We start from the raw sequence: 15,213 nt of genomic DNA, 5'->3' as shown, positions 1-15,213 counted from the left end.
GCGGTGGCCGCGCAGCGCCGTCCCGGCGGAAACTCCGTGGCCCCGGCGCAGTCCGCACGACGATACTCGTACGCGTGTTCCTGACGATCTCCACTACCGGCGACGAGAAGACCCCGGCCACCGACCTGAGCTTCCTGTTGCACAAGCACCCCGACAACGCGCAGGCGTTCTCGACCTCCTACGGCACCGCTCACGTCGTCTACCCCCGGGCGGACGCCGAGTGCTGCACGGTGGCCATGCTGCTGGAGGTCGATACCACGGCGCTGGTCCGCAGGGGAAAGGGCAAGGGCCGCGGAGGCGCTCCCGACGCCGCTCTCGCGCAGTACGTGAACGACCGCCCGTACGCGGCCTCCTCCCTGCTCGCCGTGGCGCTGAGCCGGGTGTTCTCCAGTGCGATCCGGGGTGTGTGCAACGCCAGGCCCGAGCGCGTGCAGCACCCGCTGCCGCTGCGGGTGGAGATACCCGCGCTGCCCGCCCGAGGCGGTCCGGACCTGGTGCGCCGGCTGTTCGAGCCCCTCGGCTGGACGGTCGCCGCCGAACGGGTCGCGCTGGACGGCGAGTTCCCGGAGTGGGGCGACTCGCGCTATGTCGGCCTCGTCCTGGAGTCGGACCGGCTGACCCTGGCCGAGGCCCTGCGCCATCTGTACGTCCTGCTTCCCGTCCTCGACGACGCCAAGCACTATTGGGTCTCCGCCGACGAGGTCGACAAGTTGCTGCGAGCGGGTGAGGGCTGGCTGCCGACGCATCCGGAGCAGAAGCTGATCACCAGTCGCTATCTCTCGCGCCGCTGGTCGCTGACCCGGCAGGCGATGGAGCGGCTGGAACTGGTACGGCTCGCCGAAGCGGACGACAGCGAGGTCGAGGACCTCGACAACGCGGTCCAGGACGAGACGGGGACGGACGAGACCGGGAACGGCGAGAGCACGACCGGGGAGACCGCGACCGGGGAGACCGCGGCGGGGAGCGGGGTGACCGCGACCGGGGAGGGCGCGGCCGAGGACCGGCCGGTACCGCTCGCCGTGCAGCGCAGGGACGCCCTTGTCGCGGCGCTCAAGGAGTCGGGCGCCGCCCGTGTCCTGGATCTCGGCTGCGGCCAGGGCCAGTTGGTCCAGGCGCTGCTCAAGGACCCGCGGTTCACGGAGATCGTCGGCGTGGACGTGTCCGTGCGGGCGCTGACCATCGCGTCCCGGCGGCTGAAGCTGGACCGCATGGGGGAGCGACAGGCCTCCCGGGTGAGGCTGTTCCAGGGGTCGCTCGCATACACCGACAACCGGCTCAAGGGATACGACGCCGCCGTGCTCAGCGAGGTCGTCGAGCATGTCGACCTGCCGCGGCTGCCCGCTCTGGAGTACGCGGTGTTCGGCTCGGCCCGTCCGAGGACGGTCCTCGTGACCACGCCGAACGTCGAGTACAACGTCCGCTGGGAGACCCTCCCGGCCGGCCACGCGCGGCACGGCGACCACCGCTTCGAGTGGAACCGCGAGGAGTTCCGCAGCTGGGCCGGCCGGGTGGCCGAACTCCACGGTTACACCGTGGAGTTCATTCCCGTCGGCCCCGACGACCCCGAGGTGGGGCCGCCGACCCAGATGGCCGTGTTCACGCTCAACGCCAAGGACAGCACGAAGGAGGAGAAGGCCGCATGACAGAGAACAAGGGACGCACCCTGCCCGTCACCGACCTCTCCCTCGTGGTCCTCGTCGGTGCCTCCGGCTCGGGCAAGTCCACCTTCGCCCGCAGGCACTTCAAGCCGACGGAGATCATCTCCTCGGACTTCTGCCGCGGCCTCGTCTCCGACGACGAGAACGACCAGAGCGCCACCGGGGACGCCTTCGACGTCCTGCACTACATCGCGGGCAAGCGACTGGCGGCCGGCCGTCGTACCGTCGTCGACGCGACCAGCGTGCAGCAGGACTCCCGCCGCCAGCTGATCGACCTGGCCAAGCGGTACGACGTGCTGCCCATCGCGATCGTGCTCGACGTGCCGGAGGAGGTGTGCGCCGAGCGGAACGCGAGCCGCATCGACCGGGCCGACATGCCGCGCCGGGTGATCCAGCGTCACACGCGTGAACTGCGCCGCTCGCTCCGCCATCTGGAACGGGAGGGCTTCCGCAAGGTGCACGTCCTGCGCGGCGTGGAGGAGGTCGAGAACGCGACGGTCGTCACCGAGAAGCGCTTCAACGACCTGACGCACCTCACCGGCCCCTTCGACATCATCGGCGACGTCCACGGCTGCTCGTCCGAACTGGAGGCGCTGCTGGGCAAGCTGGGTTATGTCGACGGCGCGCACCCGCAGGGCCGCACCGCCGTGTTCCTCGGCGACCTGGTGGACCGCGGCCCGGACAGCCCCGGTGTGCTGCGCCGGGTGATGTCGATGGTCGCGTCGGGGAACGCCCTGTGCGTGCCGGGCAACCACGAGAACAAGTACGGCCGGTTCCTGCGCGGCCGCAACGTCCGGCACACCTACGGACTCGCCGAGACCATCGAGCAGATGGAGGGCGAGAGCGAGGAGTTCAAGCAGCGCGTACGGGAGTTCATCGACGGCCTGGTCAGCCACTACGTCCTCGACGGCGGCCGGCTCGTCGTCTGCCACGCGGGCCTGCCCGAGAGGTACCAGGGCCGCACCTCCGGCCGGGTCCGGTCGCACGCGCTGTACGGCGACACGACGGGGGAGACCGACGAGTTCGGCCTGCCCGTGCGTTATCCGTGGGCGGAGGAGTACCGGGGCCGGGCCGCGGTGGTCTACGGCCACACGCCCGTCCCGCAGGCCTCCTGGCTGAACAACACCATCTGCCTGGACACCGGTGCGGTCTTCGGAGGCAGCCTGACGGCGCTGCGCTGGCCGGAGCGGGAGCTGGTGGACGTGCCGGCCGAGCGGGTCTGGTACGAGCCGGCCCGGCCGCTGGCGTCCGAGGCGCCGGGCGGTCACGAGGGCCGTCCGCTGGACCTGGCGGACGTGCACGGCCGCAGGGTGGTCGAGACGCGGCACGCGGGCCGGGTCTCGGTCCGCGAGGAGAGCGCGGCTGCGGCACTGGAGGTCATGAGCCGTTTCGCGGTGGACCCGCGTCTGCTGCCGTATCTGCCGCCGACCATGGCGCCCACCGCGACCTCGCACGTCGAGGGCTATCTCGAGCATCCGGCCGAGGCCTTCGCGCAGTACCGGGAGGACGGGGTCGCGCGGGTGGTGTGCGAGGAGAAGCACATGGGCTCGCGGGCGGTGGTCCTGGTGTGCCGGGACGCGGAGACCGCGCTCAGGCGTTTCGGGGTCTCCGGTCCGACGGGCTCCCTGTACACCCGCACCGGCCGTCCGTTCTTCGACGACGAGGCGGTGACCGAGGAAGTCCTCGGCCGGCTGCGGTCGGCGATCGGCGATGCGGATCTGTGGCGGGAGCTCGAGACGGACTGGATGCTGCTGGACGCGGAGCTGATGCCGTGGTCGCTGAAGGCGTCCGGGCTGCTGCGCAGCCAGTACGCCGCGGTCGGCGCGGCGGCGGCGGCCGCGTTCCCGGGGGCGCTGTCCGCGCTGGAGGGCGCGGCGGCGCGCGGTGTCGACGTGACCGAACTGCTGGCACGTCAGCGGGAACGGGCGGCGGACGCGGGGGCGTTCACGGAGGCCTACCGGCGGTACTGCTGGACGACGGACGGGCTGGACGGGGTGCGGCTGGCACCCTTCCAGATCCTGGCGGTGCAGGGCCGGAGCCTGGCCGACGTACCGCACGACCGCCAGCTCGCGCTGCTCGACCGGCTCGTCGAACACGACGGGAGCGGACTGCTGCAGACGACACGGCGCCTGTTCGTCGACCCGGGCGACCCCGAGTCGGTGCAGGCCGGTGTCGACTGGTGGCTGGAGATGACCGGGCGCGGCGGTGAGGGCATGGTCGTCAAGCCGCTGGACGCGGTGGTGCGCAGCACCGCGGGCCGTCTGGTCCAGCCCGGCGTCAAGTGCCGCGGCCGTGAGTACCTCAGGATCATCTACGGCCCGGAGTACACCCGGCCCGAGAACCTCGCGCGGCTGCGGCAGCGGTTCCTGAACCACAAGCGGTCGCTGGCGATCCGCGAGTACGCGCTGGGCCTGGAGGCCCTCGACCGGCTGGCGGAGGGCGAACCGCTGTGGCGGGTGCACGAGGCGGTGTTCGGGGTGCTCGCCCTGGAGTCGGAGCCGGTGGACCCCCGGCTGTGACGGGGGCCCGCGTCAGCCCGCCAGCCGCAACCGTTCCGTGCACACGCCCACCCGGACCGACTGCCCCCAGGTCAGCTCCAGGGCGTCGGACTCCATCCCGTCGCCGAAGGCGATCACGCGCTCCGACTCGACGGTGACATGGAGCCGGAGCGAGGCCTGCAGTTGCCCCGCCACCAGGGACGTCCCGGTGGCGGGGGAGGGCCATGCCTCGCGCACGAACCAGAGCAGCCGGTCCTCGGTGGGCGCGGGGAGCGGCAGCCGGCCGCCGCGCTCCTGCCATACCGACCGCAGCCAGCCCGTCGCCCCGGTCCCGGTGCCCACCAGCACCCCCGACGAGGCCTGGGCCTCGACGACACCTCCGTCGCCGTCGAGGCCCAGGCGGTAGCGGACGGTCTGGTGACCGGCGGCGCCGAGGTAGATCTCGTTGAGGGCCACCAGCCGCTGGGCGTCGTCCGTGACGGCCTCCACCATGGTCAGCTCCTCCACGGCCGTGCCGCCCGCGGCCACCGCCGGGATCAGCGCGGCGGCGTGCCGGGAGGGATGGCGCACCAGCACTCCGGGATTGCGTCCGGGATCGGTGTTGATGCCCACCACCGGCTGGCCCGTGAGGTACTTGGCGACATTGGCGACGAGCCCGTCCTGCCCGACCACGACCACCACGTCCTCCGCAGCGAACAGGAACCGGTCCAGGTCGGCCCGCTCCACCCGGGTCTGACGCCAGGTCAGCGGGATGGCGGCGGTCACCTCGGCCAGCGCGTCCCGGGTGCGCCGGTGCCGTTCCGCGACCTCGTCGAGGCTCCGGCCCCGGGAGGAGAGGAAGAAGTCGGCCTGTCCGTGCGTGCCGTGACGGGCCACCAGTTCCTCGTACTCCGTGGTGCGATGGACGATCACCGCCCGCGGGGCGAGACTCACGCCCGCTCCCCGTTCCCGAGCCTTGCGAGCAGCCCGGTCAGCACATCGGGTGAGACGGTCACGCTGTCGATGTGCGGCAGGTTCTCCGCGAGACGCGTCGCGGTGAGGGCGTTCAGCGTCGCGACGTCGGCGTCCGCGTGCACCCGCAGCCACGCCGCCTGCGCCTCGGCCCGTGCCTCACCGACCTCCCGTGCGGCGCGTGCCTCCGCCTCGCCGAGCGCCACGGTCCGCCGGGCCTCGGCCTCGGCCAGCCGTACGGAACGGGTGGCCTCCGCGTCGGCGAGCCGGACCGCGCGGGCGGCCTCGGCTTCGGCCAGCCGCACCGTCCGTGCGGCCTCCGCCTCGGCACGTACCGCGTCCGCCGCCGCCTGCTCCTGCGCCTCACGCCGTGCGTTGGTGCCACGCTGCTCGACCAACTGCTCCTCGCGACGGGCGAGTTCGATCCTGCTGGCCAGCTCGTTCTCGGCGATGGCGCGCTCCCGCTCCACGGCCACGGCCCGGCGTTCGTAGGTCGCCCGGTCCGCCTCCTGCTGGATCTGCTCGCGTGCCGGGGTGCGCAGTGCCCGCTCGACCTCGGGCTCCGGGCGCAGTGCCATGACCCGCACCGCGACCACTTCGATGCCGGTCGCGGGCAGTCGCGGCTCCGCCCCGAGACCGGCCGCCACCCGCTCGCGTACCGCCGCGACCCCGTCTGCCAGGGCCTCCGACAGCGGTGTGCGGGCGAGGACGTCCAGCGCGTGCTGCTGGGCCGTCTCGGTCAGCAGGGTCGAGAGGTGCTCCAGCGGCGCGCCCCGCCAGACTCCCGTGTCCGGATCGATGGAGAAGTCCAGCCGGGCCGCCGCGATGCCCGGGTCGCTGATCCGGTACGTGACCGTCGCCTGCACGGAGACGTCCTGGAAGTCGTGGGTGCGCGCGTGGAACGTCATCGCGAGTTCGCGGTCGTCCACGGGGATCTCGGAGAGCGCCGCGGTCAGCGAGCGGTACCAGAAGCTGAGCCCCGGCCCGTCGTGTACCAGGTGGCCTGCGCGGTGGTGCCGGATGTGCGCGGTCGGGACACCGCGCAGATGACGCCAGCCGAAGCGCCGTGTGATGTCGGCCATGATTCCATGCCCCCTCGTACCGGGAGCGCGAGAGCCCCCGTCCCCTTTTTCGTCATGACGACGATAATGGTCCGCGACATTATCGTCAAGATGACGAAAGGAATCGGTCCGGCTCGCCGTGAAGGACGGGTGAACCGGCATGTGAATGGTCAGGATGGAGTCATGGGATTCCAAGTCGACTCCGAGGCCGGGCGGCTGCGCCGCGTCATCCTGCACCGGCCCGATCTCGAGCTCAAAAGGCTCACCCCCAGCAACAAGGACGCGCTGCTCTTCGACGACGTGCTGTGGGTGCGTCGGGCGCGTGCCGAGCACGACGGGTTCGCCGACGTGCTGCGCGACCGCGGGGTCGTCGTCCATCTCTTCGGTGATCTGCTCACCGAGGTCCTCGAGGTCCCGGCGGCCAGGACCCTCGTGCTGGACCGGGTCTTCGACGAGAAGGAGTACGGACCGCTCGCGACCGACCATCTCCGTGCCGCCTTCGAGACGCTGCCCTCCGCCGAGCTCGCCGAGGCCCTCGTGGGCGGCATGACCAAGCGGGAGTTCCTCGACGTCCACCCGGAGCCGACCTCCGTGCGGTTCCATGTGATGGAACTCGACGACTTCCTCCTGCGCCCCCTTCCCAACCACCTGTTCACCCGGGACACCTCCGCGTGGATATACGACGGCGTGTCGATCAACGCCATGCGCTGGCCTGCGAGGCAGCGCGAGACGGTGCACTTCGAGGCGATCTACCGGCACCATCCGCTGTTCCGCAACGAGACCTTCCACCTCTGGTCCGAGGGGCAGGCCGACTACCCGTCCACCATCGAGGGCGGTGACGTGCTGGTCATCGGCAGTGGAGCCGTGCTCATCGGCATGAGCGAGCGGACCACGCCGCAGGCCGTCGAGATGCTGGCGCACAAGCTCTTCGCCGCCGGCTCGGCGCAGACCATCGTCGCGCTCGACATGCCCAAGCGGCGGGCGCTCATGCACCTGGACACGGTGATGACGATGGTCGACGGCGACACCTTCACCCAGTACGCGGGGCTCGGCATGCTCCGCTCGTACACCATCGAGCCCGGCGCCGGCGACAAGGAGCTCAAGGTCACGGATCATCCGCCGGAGCACATGCACCGGGCGATCGCCGCGGCGCTGGGCCTGAGTGAGATCCGGGTGCTCACCCCCACGCAGGACGTGCACTCGGCCGAGCGGGAGCAATGGGACGACGGATGCAACGTGCTGGCGGTCGAGCCCGGCGTGGTGGTGGCGTACGAGAGAAATGTGACGACCAACACCCATCTGCGGAAGCAGGGAATCGAAGTGATCGAGATCCCGGGGAGCGAGCTGGGGCGGGGAAGGGGCGGGCCCCGCTGTATGAGCTGTCCGGTCGAGAGGGATGCGGTGACCCGCTGATCGGGGGTCGCGCCCGGGGACCGGTCTTGTATAGAAATGTGAATCGTCGTATAGACTTCCATCCGCCCCCCTGATCCTTCTGCCTCGACCACCCTGGAGCGCCCCATGGCGACAGTCCCGAGCGCCCTCACCGGCCGCCACTTCCTCAAGGAGCTGGACTTCACCGCGCAGGAGTTCCGCAGCCTGGTCGAGCTGGCGGCCGAGCTCAAGGCGGCCAAGAAGGCGGGGGCCGAGACGCGCCGGCTGGCGGGCAGGAACATCGCCCTGGTCTTCGAGAAGACCTCGACGCGCACCCGGTGCGCCTTCGAGGTCGCGGCCGCCGACCAGGGCGCGCACACCACGTATCTCGACCCGTCCGGCTCGCAGATCGGGCACAAGGAGTCCGTGAAGGACACCGCCCGGGTGCTCGGCCGGATGTTCGACGCCATTCAGTACCGCGGGCATCGTCAGGGCGTGGTCGAGGAGCTGGCCGCGTTCGCCGGGGTCCCGGTCTACAACGGCCTGACCGACGAGTGGCACCCGACCCAGATGCTCGCCGACGTGCTCACCATGACCGAGCACTGCGACAAGCCGCTGGACGGGATCGCCTTCGCCTACCTGGGCGACGCCCGCTACAACATGGGCAACTCCTACCTCGTCACCGGCGCCCTGCTCGGCATGGACGTCCGTATCGTCGCGCCCAGGCTGCTGTGGCCCGACGACACGATCGTGGAGGTGGCGCAGCGGCTCGCCGCCGCCTCCGGAGCCCGCATCACGCTCACCGACGACGTGAAGGAGGGCGTGCGGGGAGTTGACTTCGTCGCCACCGACGTCTGGGTGTCCATGGGCGAGCCGAAGGAGGTCTGGGACGAGCGCATAGCGCTGCTCGGCCCGTACGCCGTGACCATGGACGTGCTGCGCGCCACGGGCAACGACGACGTGAAGTTCCTGCACTGCCTGCCGGCCTTCCACGACCTCGGCACCGACGTGGGCCGCGAGATCCACGAGCGCCACGGGCTCACCGAACTCGAGGTCACCGACGAGGTCTTCGAGTCCGAGCACTCGGTGGTCTTCGACGAGGCGGAGAACCGGATGCACACGATCAAGGCCGTCCTGGTGGCCACCCTCGCCTGACCTGCGTGCCCGCTGCCACAGCGGGTGCCGGGGAGCTTCCCGTACGATCCTCCTCGGCGGCCGGAACCACCCCTTCCGCAGCCGTCGCGCGACCTTCCCCGCACTCCCGGCACCCCGTTCGGCCTCGTTCGAGCGGTGGACCGCCGTGAGCGGGGACACCCCCACCGTCGCATCCGTACCACCGAAAGAGCACCACCCGTATGCCCGGCAGTCCTGCCAACCCGTTCCGCATCAAGTCCCCCGAGCTGCTCGTCGCCGAGTCCGGAGCCGATCTCTCCGGTCATGGCCTCAGACGCCACATGGGCCTGTTCCAGCTCGTCTGCTTCGGCGTCGGCGCGATCGTCGGCACCGGCATCTTCGTCGGCCTGTCCGACTCCGTCGCCCAGGCGGGCCCGGCCGTCGTCGTCTCGTTCGTGCTCGCCGCCCTCACCTGCGTCTTCACCGCGTTCGCGTTCGCCGAGCTGGGCGGTGCGATCCCGGTGTCCGGATCGTCGTACTCCTTCGCCTACGCGGGCCTCGGCGAGGGCACGGCCTTCCTCGTCGGCTGGTGCCTGCTGCTGGAGTACGGCGTGTCCGTCTCGGCCGTCGCGGTCGGCTGGAGCCAGTACGTCAACGAACTGCTGCACAGTCTTGTCGGATGGCAGCTGCCCCCGGTGCTCTCCGCCGGTCCCGGCGACGGCGGTGTGGTCAACCTCCCCGCCGTGATCGTCATCGCCCTGGCCGCGGTACTGCTCGTACGCGGTGTCCGTGAGAGCGCCCGGGCCACCGCCGCCATGGCCGTGCTCAAGCTCGCGATCCTGGTCGCCTTCTGCGCGATCGGGTTCACCGCCTTCCGGCACGGCAACCTGACCCCGTTCGCCCCGGCCGGGCTCGGCGGCATCGGTGCCGGCACCACCGCCGCCTTCTTCTCGTACATCGGGTTCGACGCGATCACCACCGCGGGCGAGGAGGCCAAGAACCCCCGCCGGAACATCCCCGTGGCGATCCTCGTCTGCCTCGGCCTGGTGACGCTGCTGTACTGCGCGGTCGCGCTCGCCGCGATCGGCGCCACCGGCGGTCCCGAGGTGGGCGGCCGGCCCGCGGCGCTGTCGTACGTCGTCAACCAGGTCACCGGCTCCACCCTCGGGGGCGGTGTCATCGCCTTCGGCGCGGTCGTCGCCATCGCCTCGGTCGTCCTCGCCGTGATGTACGGGCAGACCCGCATCCTGCTGTCGATGTCCCGCGACGGGCTCGTCCCGCGTGTCTTCGAGCGCGTCTCGCCGAAGACCTCGACGCCGGTCTCCGGCACCCTCGTCGTGGCGGCGGTCTTCGCGGTCCCGGCGGCCTTCTCCTCGCTGGACGCGGTCGTCAACCTGTGCACCATCGGCACCCTCGCCACGATGGCCGTGGTCAATGTCGTGGTGATCGTCCTGCGCCGCCGCGAGCCGGGCCTCGCCCGCAGCTTCCGTGTGCCGCTCTACCCCGTGGTACCGCTGCTCGGGGTCGGCTTCTGCGGTTACCTGATGTACGAGACGGGCTGGACGACGTGGGTGCAGTTCGCCGCGTTCCTGGCGGCCGGGTGCCTGGTGTACGCGTTCTACGGGCGCCGGCACTCCAGGGCGGCGACCGGAGCCGTCACGCCGGACGCCACTGCCGTGGAACGACAGGCAGTCTGAACCACACCGCCTTGCCGGACTCGGTGGGGCGGTGACCGCAGGACGAGCTGAGGCTGCGGATCAGCAGCAGCCCGCGCCCGTGCTCCTGCCAGGGGTCGCATGGCTCGACGGCCGGACGGGTCAGATCGCCGGGCGGGGCCGGGTCCGGGTCGTGCACCTCGACCTTGCAGCCGTTCGGCAGCAACTCGACGACCAGCTCGATCGGCCCGTCACCCGCGGCGTGCTCCAGGGCGTTCGCCACCAGCTCGGCGGTGAGCAGCTCCGCGGTGTCGCTGTCCGCCGTCGCGGGCAGCTCCGCCAGAGCCGTGCGCACCAGGGCACGGGCGACGGGCACGGCTGCGGCGGTGTGCGGCAGCGCGACACGCCAGGAGGCGGAAGCGGGAGGTTCGTACACGGCGGGTCCGTTCATGGCGCAGGTCGTCCTGCTTTCAAACAAGAGGCATGGTACGGCGCGCCCCCTGCGGGGCGGTCGGCGGGTTTCGCCCGAAGACTGCGTCGGCCTCGGCTTCGTGCTGCGTACCCAGGGCAAGGGCGCCGTATGGCACGCCCGGGTCCGTCGTTACCGGTCTGTCGACGACGTGTGACGGGAGGCCGTGCGGCTGTCACACATCGGGCGGTGTCCGCCCCCGCACGACCGCCGTGCGGTGCGTGGCGTCGGCCGGCCCGCTTGTATCGCGTGCTCGTGACGACAGTCACGAACAAGTGATAAATTCGTCACAGGCCATCAGTGCAGTCAGCCGCCCCGCCCGAGGAGGCCGCACGCCATGAGTCCGTTCACCGGTTCCGCCGTCCGCACCTCCGACTGGCGCCACCTCCGCTGCGACCATGCGGACGGAGTGGCCACCGTCACCCTCGCCCGGCCCGAGAAACTCAACGCGCTCACCTTCGGCGCCTACGCCGACCTGCGCGACCTGCTCGCCGAGCTGTCCCGGGAGAGAACCGTGCGGGCCCTGGTGCTGGCGGGCGAGGGGCGCGGCTTCTGCTCGGGCGGCGATGTCGACGAGATCATCGGCGCCACCCTGTCCATGGACACCGCCCAGCTGCTCGACTTCAACCGCATGACGGGACAGGTGGTCCGGGCCATCCGGGAATGCCCGTTCCCGGTGATCGCGGCGGTGCACGGGGTGGCCGCGGGCGCCGGTGCGGTCCTCGCGCTGGCCGCGGACTTCCGGGTGGCGGACCCGTCCGCCCGTTTCGCGTTCCTCTTCACCCGCGTCGGGCTGTCCGGCGGTGACATGGGCGCCGCCTATCTCCTGCCGAGGGTCGTCGGGCTCGGCCGTGCGACCCGCCTGCTGATGCTGGGCGAGTCGGTGCGGGCCCCCGAGGCGGAGCGGATCGGACTGATCAGCGAGCTGACCGACGAGGGCCGCGCCGACGAGGCCGCGCAGACGCTGGCCCGCAGACTCGCCGACGGTCCGGCGCTCGCCCACGCCCAGACCAAGGCGCTGCTGACGGCCGAGCTGGACATGCCACTCGCCGCGTCCGTCGAACTGGACGCCTCGACGCAGGCGCTGCTGATGAACGGCGAGGACTACGCCGAGTTCCACGCGGCCTTCACGGAGAAGCGGCCGCCGAAATGGCGGGGGAGGTAGCCATGGCGGCGGGACACGCGGCCGGGCCGACGACGGATCCCGGCTTCGACGGCAGGTCCGGCGTCACGCGGAGAGCGGAGCCGGGCGGTGAGGCGCGCTCGGCCGGCCGGCAGGCGCTGCGCGTCGCCGTCATCGGCGGGGGCCCCGGCGGGTTGTACGCGGCTGCCCTCCTCAAGCGTCTTGACCCGGCCCGGGAGGTCACCGTCTGGGAGCGCAACGCCCCCGACGACACCTTCGGCTTCGGTGTCGTCCTGTCCGACGAGACCCTCGGCGGCATCGAGCACGCCGATCCCGTCGTCTACGCGGCGCTGAAGGACGAGTTTGTACGCTGGGACGACATCGACATCGTCCACCGGGGTGTCCGCCACACCTCCGGAGGTCATGGGTTCGCCGCCCTGGGCAGGCGGCGGCTCCTGCAGATCCTGCACGAGCGGTGCCGCTCCCTCGGCGTCGCCCTGCGTTTCGGCACCGAGGCCCCGCATCCCGAGCGGCTCTCGGAGTCGTACGACCTGGTGATCGCCGCCGACGGGGTGCGCAGCGGCACACGCGAGGCGTACGCCGAGGTGTTCCGGCCCTCCGTCGAGGAGCACCGCTGCCGCTACATCTGGCTCGCCGCGGACTTCGCCTTCGACGCCTTCCGCTTCGAGATCGCCGAGACCGAGCACGGCGTGATGCAGTTGCACGGCTACCCCTTCTCGGCCGACGCCTCCACGGTGATCGTGGAGATGCGCGAGGAGGTGTGGCGGGCGGCGGGGTTCGGGGAGCTGGACACGGCCGAGACCGTCGAGCGCTGCGCCAAGATCTTCGCGGACGCGCTCCAGGGCATGCCCCTGCGCTCCAACCGCTCCACATGGACCACCTTCCGCACGTTCGTCAACGAACGCTGGTCGCACGGCAACCTGGTCCTCATCGGCGACGCCGCGCACACGGCCCACTTCTCGATCGGCTCCGGCACGAAGCTGGCCGTCGAGGACGCACTCGCCCTGGTCGCATGCCTGGAGGAGCACACCTCGCTGCGGGAGGCCCTGGTGGCCTACGAGCAGGAGCGGCGCCCCGTCGTCGCCTCCACCCAGCGCGCGGCACGGGCCAGCCTGGAGTGGTTCGAGAACCTCGGGCTCTACCTCGGCCAGCCCGGCCGGCAGTTCGCCTTCAACCTGCTCACCCGCAGCCGCCGGGTCACCCACGAAAATCTCCGGCTGCGCGACGCGCACTTCACCGAGGCGGTGGAGCGGGACTTCGGCTGCCCGCCGGGCACGCCCCCGATGTTCACCCCCTTGCGGCTGCGCGGGCTGACCCTGCGCAACCGGGTCGTGGTCTCGCCGATGGACATGTACTCGGCCGAGGACGGTGTGCCGGGCGACTTCCATCTGGTCCATCTGGGCGCACGGGCTCTGGGCGGAGCAGGCCTGGTCATGACCGAGATGGTGTGCGTGAGCGCCGAGGGCCGGATCACTCCCGGCTGCGCCGGGCTCTACACCGGGCGCCAGGGCGAGGCGTGGCGGCGGATCACCGACTTCGTGCACGGTCGGTCGCCGGGAACCGCGATCGGTGTGCAGCTCGGCCACAGCGGCCGCAAGGGCTCCACCAAGCTGATGTGGGAGGGCATGGACGAGCCCCTGGAGGCGGGCAACTGGCCGCTCGTGGCGGCCTCCCCGATCCGCTACAAGCCCGGGAGCCAGACGCCCCGCGAGCTGTCCCGCGCCCAGCTGACCGACGTCCGCGAGCAGTTCGTGGCCGCCGCCTGGCGGGCCGCCCGCAGCTCGTTCGACCTGCTCGAGCTCCACTGCGCCCACGGCTACCTGCTGTCCGGCTTCCTGTCTCCGCTCACCAACCACCGGACCGACGCCTACGGAGGCACGCTCGCCAAGCGGCTCCGCTTCCCGCTGGAGGTGTTCGACGCCGTGCGGTCGGTGTGGCCCGAGGAGCGGCCGATGACCGTACGGATCTCCGCCACGGACTGGGCCGAGGGAGGCACCACGGCCGAGGAGTCCGTCGAGATCGCCCGCGCCTTCGCCGCGCACGGCGCCGACGCGATCGACGTGTCGACGGGACAGGTGGTGGACGAGGAACGGCCGGCGTTCGGGCGTTCGTACCAGACGCCGTACGCCGACCGGATCCGCCAGGAGATCGGCATCCCCGTGATCGCGGTGGGCGCGATCTCGTCCTGGGACGACGTCAACTCGCTGATCCTGGCCGGACGCGCGGATCTGTGCGCCCTGGCCCGGCCGCATCTGTACGACCCGCACTGGACGCTGCACGCGGCGGCCGAGCAGGAGTACAGCGGGCCCGGCGTGAGCTGGCCGGCGCCCTACAGGGCGGGCAGCCGGCGCCCCCAGACGGGACGCACGGACGCGCCCAGGCCACGGCTCACCCTGGACGGTTGACCACCGCCGTGGCCGCGGCGGAGCGAGCGCGAGTGAACTGGTGGGTCGTGCCCGGTGAACGCGGTCACACCCCCGCGAAGACCGCCCCGGCGTCCCGGAGCCGCTCGTGCAGTGCCCGGAACACCGCGGCCGAGCGCACGCCCGGCCAGTCCGCCGGCAGCAGTTCGGCGGGCAGTCCAGGGTCGGCGTAGGGCAGATGGCGCCAGGAGTCCAGGGCGAGCAGATAGTCGCGGTAGGCCTCCTGGTGCGGGGTGTCCGCGCGGGCCTCCCAGCCGTGCAGCACGGGTGCGTGGTGGTCCAGGAACGTCTCGTGCTGCTTGGCGATCGAGGCCAGGTCCCACCAGCGCGCCACCGACTCCGCGGTCGCGGCGAAGCCCAGGTGCTCGCCGCGGAAGAAGTCCACGTAGGGGTCGAGACGGAGCCGTTCCAGCGTGTGCCGGGTCTCCTCGTACAGGCGTGCAGGGGCGATCCACACCCCGGGAGCGGCGGTGCCGAAGCCGAGGCCGGCCAGGCGCGAGCGCAGCAGATGCCGCTTCTGCCGTTCCGACTCGGGCACCGAGAACACCGCGAGCACCCAGCCCTCGTCCTTCGGCGGGGTGCTCGCGTACACGCGCCGGTCGCCGTCGTCGAGCAGTTGCCGAGCCTCCGGAGACAGGGCGTACCCGGCCGCGCCCGCCGCCGTGCGGGCCGGCACGAGCAGACCGCGCCGCTTGAGCCGCGAGACCGACGAGCGTACGGAAGGGGCGTCCACGTCGACCGCGGCGAGCAGTCTGATCAGCTCCGCCACCGGCACCGGGCCGGGGGAGAAGCGGCCGTAGGCGCCGTAGAACGTGACGATGAGGGACCGGGGAGCGTGCTGATCGGACACGTTGATCACTCTAGGGCGTT

General features: G+C 71.6%; 11 protein-coding genes. 7 read left to right on the top strand and 4 right to left on the bottom strand.

Features of this window, described 5'->3' with window-relative positions; translation table 11 throughout:
• The first annotated feature begins 74 nt into the window (after nt 1-74).
• Together RCR19_RS09650 and RCR19_RS09645 are read left to right on the top strand one after the other, a co-directional pair.
• Nucleotides 75-1,643 (top strand): 3' terminal RNA ribose 2'-O-methyltransferase Hen1, encoded by a 1,569-nt coding sequence (locus RCR19_RS09650; RefSeq protein ID WP_331264768.1) that lies wholly within the window; start codon nt 75-77, stop codon nt 1,641-1,643.
• Entirely contained in the window at nt 1,640-4,177 is a 2,538-nt protein-coding gene (locus RCR19_RS09645; protein ID WP_331264767.1) for a polynucleotide kinase-phosphatase, read from the top strand. Before RCR19_RS09650 ends, RCR19_RS09645 begins: the two co-directional genes overlap by 4 nt.
• A gap of 12 nt (nt 4,178-4,189) precedes the next feature.
• Here RCR19_RS09645 and RCR19_RS09640 read toward each other — a convergent pair whose 3' ends face one another.
• Both RCR19_RS09640 and RCR19_RS09635 read right to left on the bottom strand, forming a co-directional pair.
• Nucleotides 4,190-5,089 carry a hypothetical protein gene (locus RCR19_RS09640; protein ID WP_331264766.1) on the bottom strand — a complete coding sequence of 300 codons (900 nt, stop codon included), beginning with the start codon at nt 5,087-5,089 and terminating at the stop codon, nt 4,190-4,192.
• Nucleotides 5,086-6,189: an SPFH domain-containing protein gene (locus RCR19_RS09635; RefSeq protein WP_331264765.1), complete on the bottom strand. Its 1,104-nt coding sequence runs from the start codon at nt 6,187-6,189 to the stop codon at nt 5,086-5,088. The genes RCR19_RS09640 and RCR19_RS09635 overlap by 4 nt, the downstream gene beginning before the upstream one ends.
• Before the next feature lie 162 nt (nt 6,190-6,351).
• On the opposite strand from RCR19_RS09635, the gene RCR19_RS09630 reads away from it, so the two are divergent.
• The 3 genes from RCR19_RS09630 to RCR19_RS09620 all read left to right on the top strand — a co-directional run bounded on the left by RCR19_RS09630 (nt 6,352) and on the right by RCR19_RS09620 (nt 10,349).
• The gene (locus RCR19_RS09630) at nt 6,352-7,581 is read left to right on the top strand and encodes an arginine deiminase (protein ID WP_331264764.1); all 1,230 of its coding nucleotides are present in this window, start codon (nt 6,352-6,354) and stop codon (nt 7,579-7,581) included.
• Between the two features lie 105 nt (nt 7,582-7,686).
• Nucleotides 7,687-8,694 (top strand): ornithine carbamoyltransferase, encoded by a 1,008-nt coding sequence (gene argF / locus RCR19_RS09625; protein ID WP_331264763.1) that lies wholly within the window; start codon nt 7,687-7,689, stop codon nt 8,692-8,694.
• Between the two features lie 200 nt (nt 8,695-8,894).
• Entirely contained in the window at nt 8,895-10,349 is a 1,455-nt protein-coding gene (locus tag RCR19_RS09620; protein WP_331264762.1) for an amino acid permease, read from the top strand.
• Here RCR19_RS09620 and RCR19_RS09615 read toward each other — a convergent pair.
• Nucleotides 10,309-10,758: an ATP-binding protein gene (locus tag RCR19_RS09615; protein ID WP_331264761.1), complete on the bottom strand. Its 450-nt coding sequence runs from the start codon at nt 10,756-10,758 to the stop codon at nt 10,309-10,311. The two genes, RCR19_RS09620 and RCR19_RS09615, sit on opposite strands and share 41 nt — an antisense overlap.
• Before the next feature lie 355 nt (nt 10,759-11,113).
• Between RCR19_RS09615 and RCR19_RS09610 the strand changes: the two genes are divergently transcribed.
• Nucleotides 11,114-11,941 (top strand): enoyl-CoA hydratase family protein, encoded by an 828-nt coding sequence (locus tag RCR19_RS09610; protein ID WP_331264760.1) that lies wholly within the window; start codon nt 11,114-11,116, stop codon nt 11,939-11,941.
• A gap of 116 nt (nt 11,942-12,057) precedes the next feature.
• Entirely contained in the window at nt 12,058-14,325 is a 2,268-nt protein-coding gene (locus RCR19_RS09605) for a bifunctional salicylyl-CoA 5-hydroxylase/oxidoreductase (RefSeq protein WP_331269394.1), read from the top strand.
• Between the two features lie 64 nt (nt 14,326-14,389).
• On the opposite strand, the gene RCR19_RS09600 is transcribed toward RCR19_RS09605, so the two are convergent.
• Nucleotides 14,390-15,202, bottom strand: coding sequence for a PaaX family transcriptional regulator C-terminal domain-containing protein (locus tag RCR19_RS09600; protein ID WP_059132194.1), 813 nt, complete (start codon nt 15,200-15,202; stop codon nt 14,390-14,392).
• Nucleotides 15,203-15,213 lie beyond the last annotated feature (11 nt).

Source organism: Streptomyces sp. WAC07094 (assembly GCF_036320405.1).
Classification (GTDB): Bacteria; Actinomycetota; Actinomycetes; order Streptomycetales; family Streptomycetaceae; genus Streptomyces; species Streptomyces lannensis.
Note: the sequence above shows the minus strand (reverse complement) of the source record. Positions and strands in the feature narration are given on the sequence as shown.